The organism is Allobosea sp. BK604, assembly GCF_004341515.1.
In the GTDB taxonomy this organism is placed as follows: Bacteria; Pseudomonadota; Alphaproteobacteria; order Rhizobiales; family Beijerinckiaceae; genus Allobosea.
This window is the reverse complement of record NZ_SLZF01000002.1, coordinates 292,272-316,848: the sequence shown is the minus strand read 5'-3', so window position 1 is coordinate 316,848 and position 24,577 is coordinate 292,272. Positions and strand designations below refer to the sequence as shown.

21 protein-coding genes are annotated in these 24,577 nt (G+C 66.7%); 15 read left to right on the top strand and 6 right to left on the bottom strand.

Annotated features, from left to right (window positions below):
* Positions 1-16 precede the first annotated feature (16 nt).
* The gene (locus EV560_RS06950) at positions 17-847 is read left to right on the top strand and encodes an ABC transporter substrate-binding protein (RefSeq protein ID WP_131855009.1); all 831 of its coding nucleotides are present in this window, start codon (positions 17-19) and stop codon (positions 845-847) included.
* A gap of 69 nt (positions 848-916) precedes the next feature.
* Here EV560_RS06950 and EV560_RS06945 read toward each other — a convergent pair whose 3' ends face one another.
* The gene (locus EV560_RS06945) at positions 917-1,765 is read right to left on the bottom strand and encodes a class I SAM-dependent methyltransferase (protein ID WP_131855008.1); all 849 of its coding nucleotides are present in this window, start codon (positions 1,763-1,765) and stop codon (positions 917-919) included.
* A gap of 150 nt (positions 1,766-1,915) precedes the next feature.
* Between EV560_RS06945 and EV560_RS06940 the strand changes: the two genes are divergently transcribed.
* Entirely contained in the window at positions 1,916-3,931 is a 2,016-nt protein-coding gene (locus EV560_RS06940; RefSeq protein WP_131855007.1) for a tetratricopeptide repeat protein, read from the top strand.
* A gap of 9 nt (positions 3,932-3,940) precedes the next feature.
* Here EV560_RS06940 and EV560_RS35715 read toward each other — a convergent pair whose 3' ends face one another.
* Complete coding sequence (locus EV560_RS35715; protein WP_165923357.1) at positions 3,941-4,096, bottom strand: hypothetical protein; 156 nt, start codon at positions 4,094-4,096, stop codon at positions 3,941-3,943.
* 108 nt (positions 4,097-4,204) lie between these two features.
* Between EV560_RS35715 and EV560_RS06935 the strand changes: the two genes are divergently transcribed.
* The 3 genes from EV560_RS06935 (at position 4,205) to EV560_RS06925 (ending at position 6,712) form a co-directional block, all read left to right on the top strand.
* Positions 4,205-5,116, top strand: a complete 912-nt coding sequence (locus EV560_RS06935) for an SDR family oxidoreductase (RefSeq protein WP_131855006.1) — start codon at positions 4,205-4,207, stop codon at positions 5,114-5,116.
* 233 nt (positions 5,117-5,349) lie between these two features.
* A complete protein-coding gene (locus tag EV560_RS06930; protein ID WP_131855005.1) occupies positions 5,350-5,751 on the top strand; it encodes a DUF983 domain-containing protein in 402 nt (133 codons plus the stop codon).
* Between the two features lie 7 nt (positions 5,752-5,758).
* Entirely contained in the window at positions 5,759-6,712 is a 954-nt protein-coding gene (locus EV560_RS06925; RefSeq protein ID WP_131855004.1) for an SLAC1 family transporter, read from the top strand.
* Here EV560_RS06925 and EV560_RS06920 read toward each other — a convergent pair.
* Both EV560_RS06920 and EV560_RS06915 read right to left on the bottom strand, forming a co-directional pair.
* Positions 6,697-8,076, bottom strand: coding sequence for an aminotransferase-like domain-containing protein (locus EV560_RS06920; protein ID WP_131855003.1), 1,380 nt, complete (start codon positions 8,074-8,076; stop codon positions 6,697-6,699). The two genes, EV560_RS06925 and EV560_RS06920, sit on opposite strands and share 16 nt — an antisense overlap.
* Before the next feature lie 108 nt (positions 8,077-8,184).
* Entirely contained in the window at positions 8,185-9,372 is a 1,188-nt protein-coding gene (locus EV560_RS06915; protein WP_131855002.1) for an acetyl-CoA C-acyltransferase, read from the bottom strand.
* Positions 9,373-9,458: 86 nt separating this feature from the next.
* Here EV560_RS06915 and EV560_RS06910 point away from each other — a divergent pair, with 86 nt between their 5' ends.
* The 6 genes from EV560_RS06910 (at position 9,459) to EV560_RS06885 (ending at position 17,096) form a co-directional block, all read left to right on the top strand.
* Complete coding sequence (locus tag EV560_RS06910; protein ID WP_131855001.1) at positions 9,459-10,055, top strand: TetR/AcrR family transcriptional regulator; 597 nt, start codon at positions 9,459-9,461, stop codon at positions 10,053-10,055.
* A gap of 219 nt (positions 10,056-10,274) precedes the next feature.
* Positions 10,275-10,772, top strand: coding sequence for a winged helix-turn-helix transcriptional regulator (locus EV560_RS06905; RefSeq protein WP_131855000.1), 498 nt, complete (start codon positions 10,275-10,277; stop codon positions 10,770-10,772).
* On the top strand, positions 10,769-12,157 hold the full coding sequence (locus EV560_RS06900) for an MATE family efflux transporter (protein WP_131854999.1): 1,389 nt from the start codon (positions 10,769-10,771) through the stop codon (positions 12,155-12,157). Before EV560_RS06905 ends, EV560_RS06900 begins: the two co-directional genes overlap by 4 nt.
* A 263-nt stretch (positions 12,158-12,420) precedes the next feature.
* On the top strand, positions 12,421-15,087 hold the full coding sequence (gene acnA, locus EV560_RS06895) for an aconitate hydratase AcnA (protein ID WP_131854998.1): 2,667 nt from the start codon (positions 12,421-12,423) through the stop codon (positions 15,085-15,087).
* 35 nt (positions 15,088-15,122) lie between these two features.
* Positions 15,123-16,088 (top strand): Bug family tripartite tricarboxylate transporter substrate binding protein, encoded by a 966-nt coding sequence (locus EV560_RS06890; RefSeq protein WP_131854997.1) that lies wholly within the window; start codon positions 15,123-15,125, stop codon positions 16,086-16,088.
* Positions 16,089-16,193: 105 nt separating this feature from the next.
* Positions 16,194-17,096 carry a GntR family transcriptional regulator gene (locus tag EV560_RS06885; protein ID WP_131854996.1) on the top strand — a complete coding sequence of 301 codons (903 nt, stop codon included), beginning with the start codon at positions 16,194-16,196 and terminating at the stop codon, positions 17,094-17,096.
* A gap of 48 nt (positions 17,097-17,144) precedes the next feature.
* Here the strand turns inward: EV560_RS06885 and EV560_RS06880 are convergent, their stop codons facing one another.
* On the bottom strand, positions 17,145-17,741 hold the full coding sequence (locus tag EV560_RS06880) for a hypothetical protein (protein ID WP_131854995.1): 597 nt from the start codon (positions 17,739-17,741) through the stop codon (positions 17,145-17,147).
* Between the two features lie 41 nt (positions 17,742-17,782).
* On the opposite strand from EV560_RS06880, the gene EV560_RS06875 reads away from it, so the two are divergent.
* Complete coding sequence (locus EV560_RS06875; RefSeq protein ID WP_131854994.1) at positions 17,783-18,220, top strand: hypothetical protein; 438 nt, start codon at positions 17,783-17,785, stop codon at positions 18,218-18,220.
* Here the strand turns inward: EV560_RS06875 and EV560_RS06870 are convergent.
* Positions 18,213-18,917 (bottom strand): transposase, encoded by a 705-nt coding sequence (locus tag EV560_RS06870; RefSeq protein WP_131854993.1) that lies wholly within the window; start codon positions 18,915-18,917, stop codon positions 18,213-18,215. The genes EV560_RS06875 and EV560_RS06870 overlap by 8 nt on opposite strands.
* 606 nt (positions 18,918-19,523) lie before the next feature.
* On the opposite strand from EV560_RS06870, the gene EV560_RS06865 reads away from it, so the two are divergent.
* From EV560_RS06865 to EV560_RS06855, 3 genes are all read left to right on the top strand, one after another.
* Positions 19,524-20,357, top strand: a complete 834-nt coding sequence (locus tag EV560_RS06865; RefSeq protein ID WP_131854992.1) for a hypothetical protein — start codon at positions 19,524-19,526, stop codon at positions 20,355-20,357.
* A 134-nt stretch (positions 20,358-20,491) separates the two neighbouring features.
* Positions 20,492-22,504: a hypothetical protein gene (locus EV560_RS06860; protein WP_131854991.1), complete on the top strand. Its 2,013-nt coding sequence runs from the start codon at positions 20,492-20,494 to the stop codon at positions 22,502-22,504.
* Positions 22,505-22,528: 24 nt separating this feature from the next.
* On the top strand, positions 22,529-24,577 hold the full coding sequence (locus EV560_RS06855) for a type I secretion system permease/ATPase (RefSeq protein ID WP_131854990.1): 2,049 nt from the start codon (positions 22,529-22,531) through the stop codon (positions 24,575-24,577).

Here is a 24,577-nt window from a genome sequence, read left to right as displayed (position 1 = left end):
GAAGAGGAGAAAACTCATGATCCGCACCATTCTCGCGACCGCGCTGCTCGCCGGCACGGCGCTCGCCGCCAACGCCCAGGCGCTGCCCGAGCGCATCAAGACCGCCGGCAAGATCGTCGTCGCGACCCAGCCGAACTATGCGCCGATCGTCTACAAGGACCCGGCCACCAACACGATGATGGGCTTCGACGTGGAGCTCGGCGAGGCGATCGCCAAGGAGCTCGGCGTCAAGGTCGAGTGGCAGGAGACCGCCTTCGCCCAGATGCTGCCCTCGCTCCAGACCGGCCGCGTCGATATGGTCATGGCCGGCATGAGCGACCTGCCGGCCCGGCGCGAGACCGTCGATTTCGTCGACTACATGGTCTCGGGCGCGCAGTTCTACACGGTCACCGCCTTTGCCGGCCAGGTGAAGACGCCGGAGGATCTCTGCGGCAAGAGCGTCGGCGCCAGCCGCTCGACCAACTGGCCGCAGCAGATCGGCGAGTGGAGCCAGGCCAATTGCGTCGCCAAGGGCAAGCCCGCGATCAATGTCGTCGGCACCGAGGGCTCGGTCGACGCCCGCACCCAGCTCAAGACGCAGCGCCTCCAGGGCGGCGTCCAGGGCAGCGAGACCATGACCCATTTCCAGAAGCTCGAGCCGAACACCTATATCCCGCTCGGCGAGCCCTTCACCCGCTCGCTGACCGGCATCCCGTTCGCGAAGACGCCCGAGGGCAACCAGCTCCGCGATGCGGTCAAGGGCGCGCTGGAGCGCCTGCAGGCCAATGGCACCTATGACGCGATCGTCGCCAAATACGTCCAGCCGAGCAATGTTCTGAAGCCGATCTCGGTCAACAAGGGCGAGTGAGCCCAACTTCCCGATACATGACGAGGGCCGCAGCATCGCTGCGGCCCTTTTGCGTGATAGAAGGCTGCGTCACCGCTTGGTGACGACCACTTCGAGATAATCGCTTGGCACCACCAGCGTGCCGTCTCCCGAGCGGTTGAAGCGGGTCATCAGCTTGATGAGATCGCCCTCGAGCACCTCCTGCGCCTGGGGCTGGAGCGCCGCGAAGGCCTTCAGCACCGGGCCGTAATAGGTCCTGAAGATCTCGAGCCAATGCTCGGACGAGCGGTAGCGGAAGACGAACTGGCGCATCGTCGTCTCGATAGCGCCCTGCCCGCGGAAGAATTCCTCCAGCCGCGCTCGCGTCCCCCAGAGCGCCGGCGAGCGCGCCCCGGCCGGCGGCGGAACATGGCTGCCGATCGTCTTGAAGAGCTGGCCGATGAAGCCCTCGGGCGTCCAGTTGGCAAGCCCGATCTTGCCGCCGCGTCGGCAGACGCGCATCAGCTCGGCCGCGGCCTTGTCCTGGTCGGGCGTGAACATCACGCCGAAGGTCGAGAGCACGACATCGAAGCTGCCATCGGCAAAGGGCAGGTTCTCGGCATCGGCCTCGCGGAAGCCAATCGTCAGCCGCTCGGCCTCGGCGCGCTCGCGCCCGCGTTCGAGCAGCGCGCCGACATAATCCGTCGAGGTGACGTCGGCCCAGCGCCGTGCCGCGGCAAGGCTGGCATTGCCGTTGCCGGCGGCCACATCGAGCACCTTTTGCCCGGAGCGGAGATCGAGGGCCTCGCACAGGTTTTCACCGACGATTTGCAGGGTGGTGCCGACCACGGCATAGTCGCCGGACGACCAGGCGCCCTGCTGGCGCATCTTGAGGGCGCCGAGGTCGATCGGCTGAATGGGCGGGTTCTGGACGGCAGTAGCCGCGGCGGATGGCGTCATGGTCGCTCTCCTTCGTGCATGTCTGCTATGCTGACAGCCTGCCGTACAGCCCAGCGGCGACGACAGTGCGTTAGGTCACACAAGTGACCTTGATTTCGATGCTAGCGGTCACTCGTGGAGACGCGCGTGGGAGCAGGCGTGGAAACGCTCATGGAAACGCATCGGCAGCGTGCCGTCGGCGACGCGCCGCCACGCTGCCTGCGCATGCTCGGCCCGCTGGCATTGGCGAGGCGGAGCGATGCGCTGGCCCTGCCGGCGTCGCGCAAGGTGCGCGCGCTGCTGGCCTATCTCGCGCTCTCCCCGCAGCCGGTTCAGCGTAGCCGGCTCTGCGAGCTGCTTTGGGATGTTCCCAATGATCCGCGTGGCGAGTTGCGCTGGTGCCTCAGCAAGCTGAGAGGCCTGCTGGACGACCCGGATCGGCCGCGGGTCGTGACGGAGGCTGATACGGTCCGGCTCGATCTCGCCGATTGCACGGTCGATGCCGTCGAGGTCTCCGCCGCCAGTCGCGATGGCATCGCGGCGCTGCCGCCGAGGCGCCTGAAGCACCTCGCGGCCCTCTTTGCCGGCGATTTCCTCGAAGGGCTGGAGATTGAGCGCTGCCCGGTCTTCAGCGCCTGGCTTGCCGCGCAGCGCCGGCATTTCCGCGGCTGCCATGTCGCCTTGCTGGAGCATCTGGCGCGGAGCGCGGAGGATGGCGGCCTCGTTCATCTCGAGCAATGGCTGAAAGCCGCGCCGTTCGATCTCGCCGCTCATGAGCTGCTGCTGACGGCGCTCGCCCGGCAGGGCCGGTTCCGCGAAGGTGACGAGCATCTCGCCGCAGCGGCCAGATTGTTCGAAACAGAGGAGCTGGACGCCCGGCCGCTCCATGCGTTCTGGCGTCAGGCCAGGATGCGAAGCGAAGCTGAGCTGATCCAGCCGGCTCCGGCCATGCCAGCGCCGGACGCTGCCCCCGCTCATGTCGAGGCCGCTCTGGCCCCGACCCGCCGTGCCTCGATCGCGGTTATGCCCTTTGCCGATCTGTCGGGCCCGCTCGCCGGGCGCCGCGGCCTCGGCGCAGCCCTGGTCCATGACGTCATCACCCGTCTCGCCAAGCTGCGCAGCCTGTTCATCATCGCGCAGGGCACGGTGCTGACCTTGCACGACCGCCAGATCGGCGCCGAGCAGGCCGGCCGCCTGCTCAATGTCGACTTTGTCGTCAGCGGCTCGGTCCGGCGCCATGGTCGCGGCCTTGCCGTCGCGGTCGAGCTGTCGGAGACGCGCAATGCCCGGATCCTCTGGGCCGAAACCTTCGACCGGCCGCTCGACGACGCCTTCGAGGTTCTCGATGAGATCGGCAATCATATCGTCGCCGCCATCGCCAGCGAGATCGAGACGAGCGAGCGCAACCGCGCCATCCTCAAGCCGCCGAACTCGCTCGATGCCTGGGAGGCCTATCATCGCGGCCTCTGGCACATGTATCGGTTCACCGAGGCCGATAACGGCGAGGCCCGGCATTTCTTCGAGCGGGCGATCGGGCTCGATCCGACCTTCGCGCGCGCCCATGCCGGCCTGTCATTCACGCATTTCCAGAGCGCGTTCCAAGGCTGGGCGGAGCGCAGGCAGGAGATCGACCGCGCCTTCGCTGCGGCCGGGCAGAGCCTCCTGGTCGATGACCGCGACCCTGCCGCCCATTGGGCCATGGGCCGGGCGCTCTGGCTGCGCAACCAGCACGACCAGTCCATCGCCGAGCTGGAACAGGCGATCGCGCTCAGCCCGAATTTCGCCCAGGGCCATTATGCGCTCGCCTTCGTGCATTCGCAGGGCGGCGATCCCTCGGTCGCGATCTCCTCCTCCGACCATTCGCGCCAGCTCAGCCCGTTCGACCCGATGCTCTTCGCCATGTTCGGTGCGCGCGCCATGGCGCTGGCGCGGCTTGGCCGCTTCGACGAGGCCGCCGACTGGAGCCTCAAGGCCGCGGCGCGCCCGAACGCCCACGCGCAGATCATGGCGATTGCCGCCTATTGCCTCGCGCTCGCCGGCCGGACGGAGCAGGCCCGTGGCTATCTCGCGGCGATCCACCGGACACTCCCGCATTACGGCATCGACGACTTCTTCAGGGCGATGCATTTCGCGCCGGATGGCGAGCATCTGTTCCGCCAGGCCGCAAAGCGCATCGGCGCGGCCTGAGCGGCCCGCTCAGAACCTGATCGCGCCATACACGTTGCAGCGCCATTCGTCCGGCTGCCTGACGCCATCATGGAAGCGGCGGGCGGCTTCGAGATTGATGTCGAGCGCCCTGGCGTTGTTGCCCGTCACGTCGACCGGGCGATCGGGCGCGATATCCTGAGACAATGATTGTTCTAGAAATTCGGATTGTATTGCTGAAGATGCGGCGATTATCCGGGTACTGCGATGGGGCAACCTCCTCCTGTCGACAACGGGTCGACAAGGAGAACGAACATGACCCAGCACAGCAGCAAGATCATCGTCGTCACCGGCGCGTCGAGCGGCTTCGGGCTGATGACCGCGCGCGCCCTCGCTCATGCCGGCCACAGCGTCTATGCCAGCATGCGCGAGACCGAAGGGCGCAACGCGCCGCAGGTCGCCGAGATCGCCGCCTACGCACAGAAGCACGGCATCGACCTGCGCAGCATCGAGCTCGATGTCGCCTCGCAGGCTTCTGTCGATGTCGCGATTGCCAGGATCGTCGCCGATAACGGCCGGCTCGACGTCATCGTCCATAATGCCGGCCATATGTCCTACGGCCCGGCCGAGGCCTTCACGCCCGAGCAATTCGCTGAGCTCTACGACATCAATGTGCTGAGCACGCAGCGGGTCAACCGCGCGGCGCTGCCGCAGCTGCGCAAGCAGGGCAATGGCCTCGTCGTCTGGGTCTCGTCGAGCAGCGCGCGCGGCGGCACGCCGCCCTATCTCGCGCCCTATTTCGCCGCCAAGGCTGGCATGGATGCGCTCGCGGTCAGCTATGCCGGCGAGCTGGCGCGCTGGGGCATCGAGACCTCGATCATCGTGCCCGGCGCCTTCACCAAGGGCACCAACCATTTCGCCCATTCCGGCTCGCCGGCCGACAAGGCGCGGGCGGATGAATATGCCGCGGGCCCGACCGCCGATTTCGGCGAGGTCGCCTTCAAGGGCCTCGCCGCGCTCGAGCCTGCCGATGCCGATCCGCAGGCCGTGGCCGATGCAACCGTCGCGGTGGTCGGCCTGCCTTTCGGCAGGCGCCCCTTCCGGGTCCATATCGATCCGTCGGAAGACGGAGCCGAGATCGTCAATGGCGTCGCCGATCGCGTCCGCGCCGAGTTGCTGCGCCGGATCGGGCTCGACGACATCCTGAAGCCGCGGGTGCGCGCCTAGGCGTGGAACCACGCCGTCGTTCCGGGCAAGCCGCGAAGCGCGCAGCTCCGGGATCCATCAAAGGCTCCGCCGCTCTACGATGGATCCCGGAGCTCCCGTCGTTCCGGCCGGCATGATGTCGGTGCATGCGTCATTCTGTCCTGATGTATGCATACAATATTGACATTGTCTGCATCGAGGATCATGTGGAGTGCACGCCGGTTGGACCGGCGTGCTTTCGTAGGAGTTCCGTCATGCCCTCCGACCAATGGCCACCGCTTTCGCCGATGCAGACCGGTCTGCGCGGTCGCTGCCCGCGCTGCGGTCAGGGGCATCTGTTCGACGGCTTCCTCAAGCTGCGGCCGAAATGCGAGGTCTGTGGCCTGGACTATTCCTTCGCCGATCCGGCCGATGGCCCGGCCTTCTTCGTGATGATGTTCGTTTGCGTCCCGGCTGTCGCCTTCGCGCTTTGGCTCGAGGTCACCTATCAGCCGCCGCTCTGGGTCCATCTGGTCACGACGCTGCCCTTTGTCCTGTTGACCTGCATTCCGCCCTTGCAGCCGCTGAAGGGCTGGCTCGTCGCGTCGCAATTCTTCTACAAGGCCGAGGAGGGGCGTCTCGCCCGCCCGAAGGCGAGCGGCACGCCCTCCGCCTGAACCTGTCGTGCTGACATTCAAGCCCGTCTTCTTCGGTGCCGTTCTCGGCGTTGGCGGGCTTGCAAATGACTGGCGGGCTGCGTCCCGTCTCTGGGGTGTCCCGGCCGGGATCGGTGAGGCCCTGGCCTGCACCGCCTTCGCACTCTGGACCGTGCTGATCACGCTCTATGCGCTGAAATGGCTACGCCATCCCGTGGCCGCTCGCGAGGAGGTGCAGCATCCCGTCCAGGCGCTCGTCGCGGCGCTGATCCCGGTCACGACCATGATCGCGAGCCTCGCCATCGCGCCGCATGCGTCGGTGCTCGGCTGGTGGCTTTATCTCGCCGGCTCCCTCGGCATGCTTGCCTTTGCCGCCTGGAGCATTGGCGGCCTCTGGCTGGGCGGGCGCGACCCTGCGGCGATCACGCCGATCCTCTACCTGCCGGTTGTCGGCGGCGGCTTCGTCGCAGCGCTCGCCTCCGCCAGTTTCGGCGCGCCGGACGCCGCCTGGATGTTCTTCGGCATCGGGCTTTTGTCCTGGCTCGGCCTGGAATCAGTGATGCTCACCCGCCTGTTCACCCTCAAATTGCCGGTCGAATTGCGGGCGACGCTCGGCATCCACCTTGCTCCGGCCGCAGTCGGTTCGGTCGCCTTTTCGAGCGTGAGCCCCATGGTCGGTGGCACGAACCATGTCGCGCTGCTCCTGCTCGGCTACGGTCTCTTCCTGGCGCTGATCATGCTGCGGCTCCTGCCCTTCCTGCGCGAGCAGGGCTTCGGGCCGGGCGCCTGGAGCTATACATTCGGTGTCTCGGCGCTTCCGCTCGCCGCCATGCGCCTGGTCGAGCAAGGCACCGGCGCGCCGGTCGTCCAGCTCGCGCTGCCGCTCTTCGTCGCCGCCAACCTGATCATCGGCTGGATCGCCGTGAGGAGCCTCATGCTCCTGGCTCAATTCGCCTTCGCCCGGCCTCAGACCACCGCGTGAGCCCGGCTGCGCTGGTCGCCGAGCGTCGCGGCCAGCGTCCTCAGGGCCTCGACGAGCCGGGCCCGCTCCGGCACGCCGCCCAACGAGATCCGCACCGCATCCGGTGCCCGGCCCTCGACACTGAACGCATCCGAGGGCGTCACGCCGAGGCCCTGCTGGCGCACGGCCTCGATCAGCCTGTAGCGGTCCCAATGCTCCGGCAGGGGCTGCCAGACATGCAGGCCGTTCGGATGCGCCTGCGCCGAGCCCGGAAGGATCGTGCGGGCCAGGACCTGCCGCGCGGCGGCTTCCTCGCGCACGCCCTTCAGCAGATCGGAGGCTGCGCCGACCCTGATCCAATGCGTCGCCAGCGCAGTCATCAGCGGCGCGGGCATCAGCGTGAGCGCCCGCAGCGCCGCGGCCAGCGCATCCGGCTCCGTTCCGGCGGGAATCACGACGAAGGCCGTGCGCAGTCCCGGGGTCAACCCCTTCGACAGGGTCGAGACATGGTAGGTCCGCTCCGGCGCCAGCGCAGCGAGGGGCGGTGGCGCATTGCCCGCCAGCAGGCTGTAGGGATCGTCCTCGACAATGACGAGCTCATGCGCCCTGGCGATGCGCGCGATCTCGCGCCGGCGTCGTTCCGGCATGGTGATCGCGGTCGGGTTCTGAATCGTCGGCGTCAGGCAAAGCAGCCTTGCGCGATGCTCGCGTGCCGCGCGCTCGAGGGCCTCGGGCTGGATGCCGTCGCCATCGGCTGCGACCGGCACCGTGCGCAGGCCGTGCTGCCGCGCCGCCGCCAGCAGGCCGGGATAGGTCAGCGGCTCCGTCAGGATCGCGCTGCCAGGCGCGGCAAGCGTGCCGAGCAGCGCCACCAGCGCCGGCTGCGCGCCGGGCGAGATCACGAGCCGCTGCGGCTCGACCCGCCCCAGGATCGGCTCGAGCCAGGCGCAGCCCGCCGCGCGGTCGGCGAGCGAGCCTGAGCCGACATGATAGGTCATCAGCAGATCGGCGCTGGCACGGGCCAGCACCTCGGCGATGCCACGCTGCATCAGCTCCGCGAGCCGCACGCCCTTCGGCGCCGGCGGAATGTTCATGCTGAGGTCGACCGGCGGCCCAAACTGCTCCTTGCGCGCCGAGACGAAGGAGCCGCGTCCGGTCACGGCGTCCAACAGGTTGCGGTGGCGGGCCTCGGCATAGGCGCGGGTCACGGTAGTGAGGTCGACATCGAGCAGATCGGCCAGGCTGCGCTGCGGCGGCAGTCGGTCACCCGGCCGCAGGCTGCCGCTCTCGACCGCACTCTCGATCAGGTTGACGATCTGGAGATAGCGCGGCCCAGCCGCCGGATCGAGCGGCTTGAGCCATTGCGGTGTCCGGTCGCCGGCCATGGCGCGCACCCTCTCAGCATATCCATGCAATCTACAAAAATGTAGGCATGCAATAGCGGAAAGAGAAGGTGCGCGCCAGTGACAAGCGCCGTCACTCGGCAAGCGCGATTACTGCACCCGCTCCACGGCAATCGCCGTCGCCTCGCCGCCGCCGATGCAGAGCGCGGCGACGCCGCGCTTCAGGCCGTGATGCTGCAGCGCGTGCAGCAAGGTCACGATCAGCCGTGCGCCCGTCGCGCCGATCGGGTGGCCGAGCGCGCAGGCGCCGCCGTTGACGTTGAGCTTCTCGCGGGGGATGGCGAGGTCGCGCTGCGCCGCCATGGCGACGACGGCGAAGGCTTCGTTGATCTCGAACAGGTCGACATCGCCGACGCTCCAGCCCGTCTTGTCGAGCAGCTTGCGGATCGCCGGGATCGGTGCGGTCGTGTACCAGGCCGGCTCCTGGCTATGGGCGGCATGGGCCTTGATCTCGGCCAGGATCGGCAGCCCGTCCCGCTCGGCGAGCGACCGCCGGGTCAGGATCAGCGCCGCCGCGCCGTCGGCATTGGCCGAGGCGCTCGCGGCGGTGATGGTGCCGTCCGGCCGGAAGGCCGGTTTCAGCGCCGGGATCTTCTCCGGCGAGACCTTGAGCGGGTGCTCGTCATTCTCGACCAGCGCCTCGCCGCCCTTCACCTTCACCGATACAGGCGCGATCTCGGCCTTGAAGGCGCCGCTCTCGACCGCATTGCGCGCTCGCGTCAGCGTCTCCACGGCATAGGCATCCTGGTCGTCGCGCGTGAACTGGTAAGCCTGCGCCGCCGCCTCGCCGAAATCGCCCATCGAGCGTCCCCGCTCATAGGCGTCCTCAAGCCCGTCCAGCATCATGTGGTCGAAGATACGGTCATGGCCGACGCGATAGCCACCGCGCGCCTTGGCCAGCAGATAGGGCGCGTTCGACATCGACTCCATGCCGCCGGAGACGATGATATCGGCCGAGCCGGCGCGGATCAGGTCATGGGCCAGCATGGTCGCCTTCATGCCCGAGCCGCAGACCTTGTTGACTGTGGTCGCGCCGGTCGCATCAGGCAGCCCGGCGCCGCGCGCCGCCTGTCGTGCCGGGGCCTGGCCCTGGCCGGCAGGTAGGACGCACCCGATCAACGCCTCGTCGACACGCTCTGGCGCGAGCCCGGCCCGGTCCAGCGCGGCGCGAATGACATGCGCCCCGAGCGCCGGCGCCTCGACGCCGGCAAGCTCGCCCTGGAAGCGCCCGAGCGGGGTGCGGACGGCGGAGACGATGACGATGGGATCCTGGGACATGGCTCTCTCCAGTTCATATGTCGATCGACATATAATATGATGGGTATAATGACATCGGCAAGTCAGCGAGTCGGGGAGGGGCGCCCATGCGTTACGAGAAGGGTCACAAGGACGAGACGCGTCGGCGCATCGTCGAGACCGCCGCGCGCCGCTTCAGGAAGGACGGCATCGAGGCGACCGGCATCGCTGGGCTGATGGCCGAAGCCGGCCTGACCCATGGCGGCTTCTACGCGCATTTCCCCTCGAAGGAGGATCTGGTGCGCAGCGCCGTCGATGTTGCGCTGACGGGCGCGACCGCCGAGCACGCCAGTGCTGTGGCTGGCGTGCGCGCCGAAGGCGGCGACGGCCTGGAGACCATCGTCCGGCGCTACCTGAGCAGGACCCATCGCGATCATCCCGAGACGGGCTGCGCCATCGCCACGCTCGCCGCCGAGCTGGCGCGCAGCTCGGATGAGACGCGAGCGATCTTCGCTCGGGATACCGGCGAGCTGATCGAGCTGATCGCCGGCGAATTGCCCGACCCCGCCTCGGCGGATGCCCGCACGCGGGCCGCGATGGTGCTCGCCCTGATGGTCGGCACGCTGCAACTCGCCCGCGCCGCGCCCGATGCCGCGGCTTCCGACTCATTGCTGGCCGCCGGTCGCAAGGCCGCGCTCGCGTTGGCGAGGCAGGCCACGGGCTAGGACACACTTTCGTCATTGCGAGCACCCGGGTCTTGCCTTCGGCAAGCCCGAGTACAGGCTCCGCGAAGCAATCCAGGAAGACGTTGAGCGCTGCCGCCCTGGATTGCTTCGCTGCGCTCGCAATGACGCAGAACTCGTCTCATTCGCACGATATGACTTGCATGATGAAAGTCGCTCGATTAATGACGACCGTCATCTTCACGGGAGGATCGGACGGCGATGAAGCGGACCAGCTTCGATTCCCAATGCCCCATCGCCCGCAGCCTCGAGCGCGTCGGCGAATGGTGGAGCATCCTGATCCTGCGCGACGCGCTCGGCGGCCTGACGCGCTTCGACGAATTCCAGCAGAGCCTGGGCATCGCCACCAATATGCTGACGCGCCGGCTGAACGCGCTGGTCGAGGCCGGGCTGCTGGAGCGCCGGCCCTATAGCGAGCGCCCGCTGCGCCACGAGTACATCCTGACCGAGCGCGGCCGCGACTTCCGCGAGGTGAGCCAGGCCCTGCTCGCCTTCGGCAACCGCCATTTCGCGCCGGAAGGGCCGAGCGTCCTCATCGTCAATGCCGAGACCGGCGAGCCGGCCGAGCCGATCCTCGTAGACAGGGTCAGCGGCCGTCCGCTCAGCGATCCGGTGTTCCGCACTGTCGCCGGCCCTGCGGCCAGCGCGCGCACCCACGCCAGGCACAGCCGCGCCGCCGCGGCCGGAGATCAGCCATGAGCCTCGCCACGCCGACCGTAGCGCCACCCCCCGTCGCCACCGAGCTCAGCCCGCATACGCGCCGTCTGCTGCATGATCCGGTCGTGCCGACCCTGCTGCGCATGGCCTGGCCCAATATCCTGATCATGCTGGCCCAGGCTTCGACCGGGCTGATCGAGACCTGGTGGGTCGCGCATCTCGGCAATGATGCGCTTGCCGGCATGGCGCTCGTCTTTCCGCCGGTCATGCTGATGCAGATGATCTCGGCCGGCGCCATCGGCGGCGGCATCTCGTCCGCGGTCGCCCGCGCGCTCGGAGCGGGCCGCCGCGACGATGCCGATGCGCTCGTCCTGCATGCGGTGGTAATCAATATCGTGCTCGGCATTGTCTTCGCCGTGCTCGTGCTCAGCTTCGGCAGGCCGCTCTATCGCGCCATGGGCGGCGAGGGCGCAGCGCTCGAAGCGGCGCTCGCCTATTCCAACGTCGTCTTCGCCGGCAATATCCTGCTCTGGCTGATGAACGGCCTCGCCAGCGTCATTCGCGGCACGGGCAACATGCTCGTCCCCGCGCTGGTGATCTGTGCCGGCATCGTCTTTCTGGTGCCGCTCTCGCCGCTGCTGATCTTCGGCTTCGGGCCGATCCCCGCGCTCGGCATCGCCGGCGGCGGCGTCGCCCTGGTGCTCTACTATGCAGGCGGCGCGCTCGTGCTCGGGTGGTACATCCTGTCCGGCCGCAATCTCGCGCACTTCCGCCGCGTTCCGCTGCGCTGGCCGCTGTTCCACGATATCCTGCGCATCGGCGCGGTTGGCGCGATCGGCTCGGTCATCACCAATGTCACGATCGGCGGCGCCACCTCCCTGGTCGGCGCGGCGGCCGGCACCGATGCGGTCGCCGGCTTCGGCACGGCGGCGCGGCTCGAATACCTGATGATCCCGCTGGTCTTCGGCCTCGGGGCGCCGCTGGTCGCGCTTGTCGGCACCAATATCGGTGCAGGCCATCAGGAGCGTGCGCTTCGCATCGCCCTGATCGGCGGCAGCATGGCCTTCGCGCTGACGGAGGCGATCGGCCTCGTCGCCGCGCTCTGGCCGCAAGCCTGGCTGGTGCTGTTCAGCGCCGACCCCGCCACGATCGCGACCGGCAGCGCCTATCTGCGGATCGTCGGGCCGGCCTATGGCTTCCTGGGCCTCGGCCTGTCGCTCTACTTCGCCTCACAGGGCGCCGGCCGGCTGTTCTGGCCAGTCGCCAGCGGCTTCGTCCGCCTCGTCATCGCGCTCGGACTGGGCTGGCCTGTGCTGTGGCTCACCGGCTCGCTGAACGGGCTCTTCGCCGCGCTCGCGCTCGGCCTTGTCGCCTATGGCCTGATCATGCTCTGCGCCGTCAGATCCGGGACATGGTTCCGGAACTAGAGCATTTTCAAGCGAACCGGGCGCAGGCTCGCGTGACGAAAATGCGATAAATCAAACGCTTGATGCTCGCGGCGCGACCCTCGGCGGTATCATCCCGTCATCGACTTCGCCAGGTCGAAACGACTGAACCTGCGGCCTCGATCCGGGTAGCTGCCGGCCGGCAACTGCCCACCGACAGCGTCCGTGCAGCGGTTTCGTTCGCGACCAATATTGCATTTTAAATTCCTAATATGCAATATAGGCTCCTATCTAGCGAGCCTGCGATGACCAGAACCGGCAATCTCCTCGTTCCGCCCGCCTATTTGCCCAGAGGCTTGCGTATCGCGCCGGTCGCCGCCGCCTTTGGCGACGACTTCGCGCGGCTGCCCTATCTGCTGCGCATCCTGATCGAAAATCAGATTCGGCTCTGTGAGGATGAAGACGAGCTGAGGGAAGCGCTCGCCGCGTTTCACGCCTGGCTCGCCTCCGGCACCAGCACGGCCGAGATCGCGTTCCGTCCCGGCCGCGTGCTGATGCACGACACGACCTGCACTCCGGCCCTGGTCGACGTCGCCGCGATGCGCGACGCCATTGCCGAGGCGGGCGGTGATCCCGCCTCGCTCGGCCCGGTCCTGCCGGTCGATGTCTCCATCGATCATTCGACCGCCGTCGATCATTTCGCCGAGGCCGATGCGCTCGGGTACAACATCGCCCGCGAATACCAGCGCAATGGCGAGCGCTATCGCTTCCTGAAATGGGCGACCCGCGTCCTGAAGGGCGTGCGCGTCCATCCGCCAGGCAGCGGTATCATGCACACGATCAATCTCGAGCGGTTGGCGACGGTGGTCACCACGGTCGAGCGCGACGGAGAGACCTGGGCCGCGCCGGACACGCTGATCGGCACCGACAGCCATACGCCGATGATCAACGGCATCGGCGTTCTCGCCTGGGGCGTCGGTGGGCTCGAAGCCGAGAGCGTCATGTTCGGCATGCCGGTGATGATGCGCATTCCCGACGTGATCGGCGTGCGTCTCACCAACGCCTTGCGCGACGGCGTGCTGGCGACCGATCTCGCGCTCGCCGTCACCCAGCGCCTGCGCCAGCGTGGCATTGCCGGAGAGTTCGTCGAGTTCTTCGGTCCCGGCGTCGGCACGCTCGCCGCCGGCGAGCGCGCGGTCGTCGCCAATATGGCGCCGGAATACGGCGCCTCCTCCGGCTATTTCCCCATTGACGGGCAGGTTCTTGCCTATCTCGCGGCGACAGGCCGCGGGCCTGAACATGTTGCGCTAGTCGAGGCCTATGCCAGGGCACAGCGGCTCTGGTTCGAGCCGCAGGCCGAGCCGCGCTATACCGATGTGATCGAGATCGATCTCGCGCAGATTGAGCTCAGCCTGGCCGGCCCGCGCCGGCCGCAGGATCGCGTCTCGCCGGCCGAGGTTCCCGCAAAGCTTGCCGCCTGCCCGCAGCCGGAGCAGCCCTCAGCGATGTTGCCGCGCTATCCCGTCGCCATCGCCGCGATCACGAGCTGCACCAACACCTCCGATCCGCGCCTCACGATCGCGGCCGGATTGCTTGCCCGCAAGGCGCGCACGCTCGGGCTGAAGCCGCCGCCCTGGGTCAAGACCTCGCTCGCGCCCGGTTCGCCGGCAGCCGAGCGCTATTTGCGCCGCGCCGGACTGCTCGACGATCTCGAGGCGCTCGGCTTCGGCATTGTCGGCTATGGCTGCACCACCTGCATCGGCAATGCCGGACCGCTGGTTGCGGAGATGGCCGAGGCTGCCGGGAAATCCGCGTTGCCGGTGGCGGTGCTCTCGGGCAATCGCAATTTCCCTGGCCGCGTCCATGCGCAGATCGATGCCGGCTTCCTCGCGTCGCCGCCATTGGTCGTCGCCTATGCACTGGCTGGCGATGCCGACCGCGATATCACCCGCGAGCCGATCGCGACCCTCGCCGATGGGCGCGCGGTCAGGCTCGCGGAGCTCTGGCCGAGCGGCGCCGAGATCGACGCCGCGCTGGCGCTGGGTTCGGACGCTGCCGATTATGACGCGGCCTATGCCGAGGCCGCCGCCAGCGCGATCTGGGCCAAGCTCGATGCGCCCGCGACCGCGCAATTCCCCTGGAACCCGGCCTCGACCTATTTGCGCCGCCCACCCTTCGCCGCGGCGAAGCAGGAGACACGGCTCGGGCATTATCTCGCCCATCCCTTGCTTGTGCTCGGCGACGACATCACCACCGATCACATCTCCCCCGCCGGCCAGACGCCCTTGCGTAGCGAAGCCGGCGAATGGCTCGTCGCGCATGGCGAGGACCCGGGCGATCTCAATGTCTATGCCTCCCGCCGCGGCAATTGGGAGGTGATGCTGCGCGGCCTCTTCACCAACCGCACGGTGGTGAACGGGCTGGGCGAGGCGATCCCGCCAGGCCGCACCATCCATGCACCGAGCGGCGAGACGCTGCCGCTCTGGCAGGCGGCCGAAAGCTACCGGCACGACGGGCTCTCGACCGTCGTCGTCGCCGGCGAGCGCTATGGCACCGGCTCCTCGCGTGACTGGGCGGCGAAGGGGCTCGGCCTGCTCGGCGTGCGCGCCGTGCTGGCGGCAAGCTTCGAGCGTATCCATCGCTCCAACCTGGTGGGCATGGGCATCCTGCCGCTGCAATTCGGTCCGGGCATCGTGCCGGCCACGTTGCAGCTTCGACCTGGAGACCGGATCGAGGTCGAGGCCGAGGCGGCGGAACTCCACCCACGCGGCTCCATCGCGGTCACGATCCTGCGCCGCTCCGGCGAGCGCCAGCGCATCGAGGCCCGCGCCGCCGTCGAGACCGCACTGGAATGCGAGACCCTGGCGAAGGGCGGCATAATCCCACTGATCCTCGCGCGCCATCTCGCGGCGACGACTCGAACTCTCGCCCCAGGCGATGAAGGCAGCACGCGCAAAGAGGGGCGCGGCTGAAACGAACCACAAGCAATCACTCACGGGAGGATTTGATGAAGCTGAAACAATGTCTCTTGGCCGCCTTGGCCGTGGTCGGTCTCGCCGGCCCGGCCCTGGCGCAGCCGGCGAGCCCGCCGGATCTCAAGATCATGGCGCCGGCCGGTCCGGGCGGCGGCTGGGATACGGCGGCGCGCAGCATCCAGCAGGTGCTGACCGCGACGGGCCTCGCCAAGAGCGTCCAGGTCTTCAACGTCACCGGCGCCGGCGGCATGGTCGGGCTCGCGCAATTCGTCACCGGCGCCAAGGGCGATCCGAGCCAGCTCATGGTCAACGGCATCACCATGGTCGGCGCGATCCTGACCAACAAGTCGCCGGTCACACTTGCCGATGTCACGCCGCTGGCGCGCCTGACCGGCGATCCTCTGGTCATCGTCGTGCCCGACAATTCACCGCATAAGTCGGTGAAGGACCTGATCGGCGCGATCAAGACGGATGCGAGCCGCGTCATCTGGGCCGGTGGCTCGGCCGGCGGCGCCGATCACATCCTTGCCGCGCTGGTCACCAAGACGGCCGGCGTCGATGCCGGCAAGGTCAATTATGTGCCCTTCTCCGGCGGCGGCGAGGCCCTGGCCGCGATGCTCGGCGGCCGCGTCACCGCCGGCGTCTCCGGCTATGGCGAGTTCGAGGGCCAGATCAAGGCCGGCAAGCTGCGCGCGCTCGCCATCTCCTCCGGCAAGCGGCTGGAGGGCGCCGACGTGCCGACGCTGAAGGAGCTCGGCTATGATGTCGAGGTGGTGAACTGGCGCGCCATCATGGCGCCTCCCGGTATCACCGCCGACCAGCGCACCGCATTGCTCAAGACCGTCGACGGCCTCGTGAAGTCGAAGGAATGGGCCGAGGTTCTGAAGGCGCGCGGCTGGGACGATTACTATCTTGCCGGCGATCCTTTCGTCGCCTTCCTCAAGGAGGAGCAGGGTCGCGTCGGCGATGTGCTGCGCTCGATCGGCCTGGTGAAATGAAACGAGCGGCCGGGCCTCCTGTGTAGGGGCCCGGCCGTTTGACCATTCCGGAGTACCTCCCGTACACGACAGGGCGTCTGATCGCTCTAAGGAGGTAGGCGGATCATGGCCGGCAGCGAGAGACGCGATATCGCCGAAGCGCTGGCCGTGCGCATCCTCGACCATGTTCACGCCAGTGGACTGCAGGGCGGCGCGCATATCCGCTCGCAGGATCTCGCCACCCGCTTCGGCGTCTCGCGTTTTCCGGTTGGGCAGGCGCTCCAGCTCCTCGCCGACAGGGGCGCGTTGCGGCACGAGCGCAACCGCGGCTATTTCGTCGCCGAGGGCAAGCTCCCCGATGCCGGGGCGCTCGGCCTGTCCGCCCGGGACTCGATCGCCGAGAGCTATTTCCGCATTGCCGACGACCATTTGCGCGGCCGCTTGCCGGATCAGGTCTCGGAAACCTATTTGCGCGAGGCCTATGGCCTGACCCGGGCCGAGCTCGCCGCGGTGCTGGGCCGGATCGCCCAGGAGGGCTGGGCCGAGCGCCGTGCCGGCTATGGCTGGAGTTTCACGCCGGTTCTGACCACGCCGGAAAGCCTGGCCCAGACCTATCGGCTGCGCCTCGCGGTCGAGCCCGCCGCCCTTCTCGAACCCGGCTACCGACTGGCGCCGGAGGTCGCGGCGCAATGCCGGGCGGCGGAGCAGCGCCTGCTGGCAGGCGCGATCGAGACCGATAGCGCCGATGAGCTGCACGAGCGCGGCGTGCGCTTCCATGAGGCGATCGTCGGCGCCTCCGGCAACCCGTTCTTCCTCGACACGGTCAGACGGATCAACCGCATCCGCCGGCTGCTGTCCTATCGCTCGATGCTCGACCGCTCGCGCTATCGCCGGCAATGCGAGGAGCATCTTCTGATCCTCGATCGCCTGGAGGCCGGCCGGCCGGAAGACGCCGCGACCTTGCTGCGCGCCCATCTCCAGCACACGATCCGCAATCTCGACGAAATCCGGGCGCTGCTCGAGCCCTGATCGGAGCGGGGTTGGCGCCGGGCCCTGCGAGACGCCGTTCGCGCCTGTTCAGGGCGGGGGCTGCGGATCCGAAACCATCCTGATGCTGCGTTCGAGCTGCGGCAGGAAATCCCAGATCCGCCGGTTGAGCGCGTAGAGGCTGCGCACCGCCATCGCGATCTCGTCGAGCCGCTGCTGGTCGATCGCGCGCCGGACGCCGAAGCGCAAATGGCCCTTGCTCTCCTCGAGCTTCATGCTCTGGGTGTGAGTGATCTCGCCGCCCTGGTCGATGACGAAGGTCGCGTGACTGAGGTCGTTTCGCAGCCGCGTGCTGGCGCTGAAGGCACTGATGATCTCGTCCAGCTCGGCCTTCAGCTGCCTGTCGCGCAGGCTGATCTTGGCAAGTCGCTGGACCAGGTCGAGCCGGGCCCGCGTCGTGTTCAGCGTGGAGAATACGATCGCGGCCGCCGGCTCGTTGGTGTCGAGCAGAAGCCTCAGCACATAGATGAACAGGCTCTCATTGTTGGACCAGGCGAAATTGAGATCGCCTATCAAGGCGAGAAAGACTAGTCTCTTCTCGCCTGAACGCTGCGCCGCCAGTTCCAGCGCGTCGAAATCAGGACGGGGCGGCAGTGCGGATTGTCCGGCTCGGTTGCGTCTACGCATCTCACCCAGCTCCCGCAGGTTCCCGGCACCGCTGACACACCATGTTCGATCTTCTCAAAGTCAGGCCGGCCCGCCGCGCAGCCTATTCCGTTCTCGAGCCCTTCGTTCAAAAGAGCGCCGGCAGCGAGTCCCAGGCAGGCGACTGGCTCCAGCCGCAGATCCTCGGCTTCCTGGCGACGCTCGTCACCTTGATCGCGGAACGGACCTGCGGGCAGCTGCGTACGCATGCGCTCGCCGCGGTCCAGGCCTCCGTCCTCAACGCGCTGACCGGGATCGGCCCGGAGCTCATCGGCGAGGAGATCTGTCTCCTGAGCAGCCGGCGCGATCCAGCCTTCACCGCAGGTTCGCTGGGCGCGATCGCCTTCCTCGAAGCCCTGGACGCCGCTCCCGATCCGCAGGACGGCGATTGGAAGGCGCTGGAGGACCTGTGGGGCGAGCATGTCGAGCGGTACATCCGGCCAAACCAGCCCTTCATCTGATGATGCGGAGGGCTTGGGCCGACGCCGGAGCGATCGCTGTCCGCGGCTCTGGCTCCTCGCTGGCAAGCAGGCCCAGTTCGAGCTGCACCTCGATCGTGCCGTCATCCTCGCCTTCCGCGGCGTCCCGCCGGGCGGCGAGAAGCTGATGCAGGGCCTGGATGAAGCGTAGATCGGTTTCGCTATTCGCGTCGCCGTCGACGGCCGCGAGAAAGCGCTCATAGCGCGCTTCGCTGATCGCGCTGCCTGGCCGGTTCTCGGATTGGCAGGCAAGGGAGGCGCAGCGCATCACGATATCGCCGTCATGCCAGCCCGCGGCGGGAACTGCCTTGGACGGTGCGGCTTCCAGGCCGGCCACGATCTTCTGCTTCAGATGCCATGCGGTGCGCACCGACACGCCGAGCACCTGGGCTAACCGTTGCGACCCCACTTTCAGCTTGGTTCCCGTCAGAAGATACAGCGCCTGAAGCCAGACATGCAGCGGCACATGACTGTTGTGGAAGATCGTGCCGTTACGGATCGTGAAGGGCTTGCGACAGGCATAGCACTTCCACGTGCCGACGGGCGTGCTCAGTCCGTTGAGCCGGCCGAGCCGCGTGAGTTCTCCGCAATGCGGGCAGGTCGGCCCCGAAGGCCAGACCAGCCGCTCCAGCGAGAAATGCGCAGCGTGCTCGTTATGCAGCCGGATCGTGTTTGGCATGGCTGGCCCCCCGATCAGGTTGGATAGTTCCAGCTGGGTCGATGAAAGTCAATGGATGATTAATTTTGGGTATAAATTCGACACGTTGACGGGGACGCAGCGTCGCGAGATGTTCCGCTTCTATTAATAACACATTGAGTGAGAAAATTGTCACACAATTTCAAAAAGGATATTTAGAAATATAGTAAAATGCGATTGTGACTAAAGTACTACCTCAAAAGAGTACGATAGATGCTATCGCAGTGAATAGTAAAATATGGTATTTATTAAGGTATATTGGCATTCTAAGGTAGTTTGATAATTTGGACTTGAGTTAAACTTTATATTGGATGTTTACAGAGTTGAGTGAAATTAATTACTTGAAGATTTGTGCGAACAGAAAGGGGGTGAAGCAATGGTGTAGCTTATATATATGTTTTCGCTCCGATTTGAGCGCGAAATCGTTAAGGGGATCCCCTGCGTTACGTAGCAGGAATTCGCCTCGTTAGACTTTCATGAAAGTTATATTCGATCGGCGTCCGTCGTAAATGAATTGCCGCAGCACAGAAGAGATGCGTCATTCGTGAGCGACGGGATGCCTCCTAATTTCATCATCAGGAGAGCGTCATGTCCGGAGATCGTCATAACGACCACGATGACCCGACCCAGGCCCAGCTGCAAGGTCAGGCCGAGCTGCAGGCGCAGCTCCAGGCCCAGGCCGAAGCGCAGGGCCAGGGGCAGGGACAAGGCCAGGGACAAGGTCAGGGCCAGCATCAAGGTCAGTCGCAATATGCCGGCCAATATGCCGGTCAAGCCGTCGATACCTCGGTGTGGAACACCTCGGTCAATGAGAACGGCAACGCCAACGACAGTCTCAATGTCAGTGGCAACCTGAACGCCAATGGCAATCTTAACTATAACGAGAACGTCAATCACATCGAGAACACGGTCGACAATACCGTCAACGTGAAGGTGGATCTGGATCTCAGCGGTGCGCTGCAGACTCCTTCAGACAACGAGGCGATCGACATCGACAGGATCGAAGATATCGAAGAATCGATCATCATGCCGGACGTCGTTACGCAGGGCCTGACGACGGGTAACAATTTCAACCTCGATCAGGTCAGCAACCTGACCGACAATGACAAGCTCTACAATCCGAGCGTGAGCTACAGTGCAAGCGGCCTCGATGGCGCCTCCTGTGATCCGTGCCATGACGGCGCGGATGGTCATTCGGTCGGTGACTTCTCGATGACTGCCAAGGCCTGGGGCGGCGATGTCAGTTCGACCCTCGGCGCCGTGAGCGGCGACGACGGCGATTTCGGCGGCCTCGGCTCGGCGGCTGCGAATGCCGCGATCACCCAGGAGGCCTTCACCCAGTCGATCGTGATGGGTGCCAACATCCAGTTCAACTCGCTCGAGCTGACGGTTGCCGGCAACGACATCAGCGACGCGCTGTAAGCGAACGAAGGCCAACGGACGCGCGGGGGGTGGCCCCCCGCGCGGCTTTCCGGCTCCGGCTCCATCCCAGTGGGCGGCGAAGAGCCCGAACCTTTCAACGACTGGCGCTTGCCGGACGATGAAGAGGCCGTGCCATGAATAGCGGCGGTATCACCGAGACCATCTGGCACTTTGCTGGCTACCTGCACATCGCCGACGAGGTTGCGCGCGCTTCGACGCTCTATTCCGGCGAGCCGCAAAAGCTGCCTTCCGAGGATGATGCCAATCCGTTGCGGGAGTCCGCCAAGGAGCTGAGCTTTGACGAGACCTCCTCGCAGCCGGTCTTTGTCCGCGAGCCCGCGCCGCCGGTGACCCATCTCGACGCTCCGCACTACCTGATAACCTTGCCCCATGTTCCGGTGACGGCGAAGCTCGTCATCTCCGCACCCACGCTGCCGCGCCTGGAACTGATCGAGGAGCCGGGCTTCCAGCGCCTCGTCTCCATCCCGAGCGCGCATGTCATCAAGGTCGAATACCAACCCGGAGGCAGCGAGACCCTGGCCGACCTGCGCCAGCTCAACCATGCCGAAGACCGCGACCTCGTCACCTCGAACGCCATCCGCGGTAGCGATGGCGCGCCGGTCATCCCGGCCGAGCTCCATCTCGACGATGTGCGCGACGCCATGGTCGCACAGGCCGAGGCGGCCGTGCCGGCCGAGCTTCAACCGGCCTCTGCAGCCAGCACCGAGATTTTGATCGAGACCTTCAAGGCGCGGGCCGAGACATGGGTCGCGACCGGCAGCCCGAATTCCGATGGCAGCCCGGCTCAGACCGCGCCCGAGGGCCGCATCGTCGACGGCGTGGCCAGCGATGCCGATCTTCCGGTACCGAGCTTGCTTGAGATCACGCCCTGGCGGCCGGACGAGTCCGCGAAGGCGGAGGATGCCGGCGAGGCCTCGCCTGCGCCCGCGCAAGTCGAGCAAACCCACGATGCGCCCGGGCCCACGGACGGCGTCGCGACGATCGCCGAGACCGGCATGAACACGCAGATCAACGCGGCCATCATCATCGATCTCGACGAGGCGGTCGGTTCTCTGATGATCGGCGGCGATCATTTCTTCAGCCGCGGCATCGTCCAGGTCAACATCCTCACCGATAGCGACCATGTCGACATCGCCGTGGAAGGCACGCTGGCGCCGACGGTGGTCACGCAGGAGAACGCGGCCTACAACGTCGCGGAATTCGTCACCCATGTCATGACCGCGTCGGTTCATGGCGCTGCGGCAACGCCGCTCTGGTCGATCGACCTCATGCCGGGCGACTTCTATGACATCAAGTCGATCAGGCAGATCAACGATCTCAACGACAATGATCGCACCGTACAGGCCGAGAACGGAACCTATTTCGACCTGAAGACCGGCGGCAACGCGCAGGTCAATCTGACCGAGGTCCATGGCGTCGACAGCTACGACATGATCGTCGTCATGGGGAACTACTATCGAGCCGACTGGATCTATCAGTACAACATCGTGCTCGACCCCGACAGCGCCAAGATCTTCGCCACCGGGGACGCCGATGGCGAGACGGACGTCACGACGGGCTTCAACCAGCTGGTCAATCTGGCGACGATCGAGACCTACGACAGCGCCGAATTCAAGGAGCTGAACCACGCGCGGCGCGAGCTCATGGAGGCGATTGGCGCGGGCCACACCATCGTGATCCCGCATTCCGACTGGAACCTCTACGGCCCGGGCGGCACGCTCAAGGTCCTCTACATTCCCGGCGACTACTACGACATCAACGTCATCACGCAGGTCAATCTGCTGGTTGATGCCGACCAGAGCATCCAGGCCAGCGCCAGCGGCGGCACCACCCAGGGCATCGCGGCCGGCGGCAACACCGCGATCAACGAAGCACACATCATCGATCCCGGCACGCTCTCGACCTCCAAATATCTCGGCGGCGACGCCTATGAGGAAAGCGTGCTGATCCAGGTCAACATGATCACCGACACCGACACGGTGACGATCCATGACACGCAGACATTGGTCTCCGAACTCGTCGCCTTCGCTCAGCTGAACGAACACGACCGCGGACCGCCTCCCGATCTGCCGTTGCCGGTCGACCCGGCGCAGCACGACCACCTGATGTCGAACATGCTGAGCTGAGGCAATGATGGAGCAAGGGGCAGCATGAGCGACGATGCCAAGCCGGCCATACCTTTGCGCAAGACGCGCACCGGCGCCCTCTCCGGGCACGCCGCGCTGCCGCGCGCCATCGGCTTGACCGGGCTCGACATGTCCGGCGCTGCCAATTCCAACGACAAGCCGCGTGTCGTTCCGGGCAGCCCCGCCCGGGCGGAGGCGAAGCAGCCGGCGCCCGCCGAGCCGGATGTCGCGACCTCGCGTCCGCAGGCCCCGCAGCCCGAACCCGAGGCCAGGCCACGCCCCGGCGGTGGCAGTGGCGGAGGCGGCCATGGCGGCAAGGGCGGTGGCGGCGGTGGCTCCGGCCGCTCGCCGATCGAGCAGCGTCTCGGCGATCGCGATTTCAAGCAGGTCCTCGGCCGCGGCCTGGGCGATGCCCGCCGCAATCTCGTGATCGTCGCGATCTTCTCGATCGTGGTGAACACCCTGGTGCTCGCCGTCCCGATCTATCTCTTCCAGATGTCGGACCGGGTTCTGACCAGCCGCAGCATCGATACGCTGGTCATGCTCTCGATCATCGTGATGGCCGCGATTGCCGCCCATGTCCTGCTCGACATGATGCGCCGATTCATCCTGATGCGCGTCGCCGTCGATGTCGAAAGCCGGCTCGGCGGCCCGGTGCTCGCCGCCGCCGCCAAGGCCGCGCAGAACGGCTCCAACCGCGAGTTCCAGACCCTGGCCGATCTCCAGCAGATCCGCAGCTTCCTGACCGGGCCGGTCATCCTGACCATGCTGGATGCGCCGACCGCGCCGATCTACCTGCTGGCGGTCTACCTGATCCATCCGCATCTCGGCTACATCGTCACGGTCGCCGCGCTGGTCCTGGTCCTCATCGCCTATCTCAACCAGCAGCTGACGGCCGTGCCCTTCGCCCGTGCCAGCGCCTTCTCGACCCGCGCCAACCTGCAATCGGAGGCGATGTCGCGCAATTCCCAGGTCATCAATGCCATGGGCATGATCCCCGAGGGCGTGCTGATCTGGGGCCGCGAGACCGCGGAATCCCTTAAGGCGCAGGTCAGCGCCCAGGACCGCAACATCATCATGACCGCGCTGTCGAAATTCTTCCGTCTCGGCACCCAGATCGCCATGCTCGGCTGGGGCGCCTGGCTCTCGCTCGAAGGCTCGCTGACCGGCGGCATGGTCATCGCCTCCTCGGTCGTGGCCGGGCGGGCGCTCGCCCCGCTGGAAGGAACGATCGAGGGTTGGCGCAGCTTCATCCATGCCCGCGCCGCCTTTTCCCGCATTCAGGCGCTGCTGCAGGCATCGCCGCTCAATCTCGACCGGCTGCGCCTGCCGAGTCCGAAGGGCCGGCTCGATGTCGAGCGCATCCTCTACGTGCCGCCGCCGAACAAGAAGGTCATCCTCAACGGCATCAGCTTCAGCCTCGAGCCCGGCGACTCGCTCGCCATCGTCGGCGCCTCCGGCAGCGGCAAGTCGACGCTAGCGCGCATGCTGGTCGGCTCGATCAGCCCGACCGCGGGCACGGTCCGGCTCGACATGATGGAGCAGCGCAACTGGGATCCGCGCCAGTTCGGCGAGAATGTCGGCTATCTGCCGCAGGACATGCAGCTCTTCCCGGCCTCGATCAAGGCGAACATCGCCCGCATGCGCGAGGACGCCAGCGATGAAGCGGTGTTCGAGGCCGCCGAGATCGCCGATATCCACGAGATGGTCGCGCAATTCGCGCATGGCTACGAGACGCAGATCGCCATCGACGGCGCCCCGCTCTCGGGCGGTCAGAAGCAGCGGCTCGGCCTTGCCCGCGCCTTCTTCGGCAATCCGCGCCTCGTCGTGCTCGACGAGCCCAATTCCAATCTCGATTCAGTCGGCGAGGCCGCGCTGGCGCGTGCCTTCGAACGCGCCAAGGCACGCGGCATGACCGTGATCGCGGTGACCCAGCGCCCGGCGCTGCTGCGCAGCGTCGACAAGATCATGATGATCAAGGACGGCGCCGTGCAGGCGATCGGCACCAGGGACGAGATCCTGCCGCTGATCATCGGTCAGCGCAGCATCGACAACGCGCCGCGGCCGAATTGA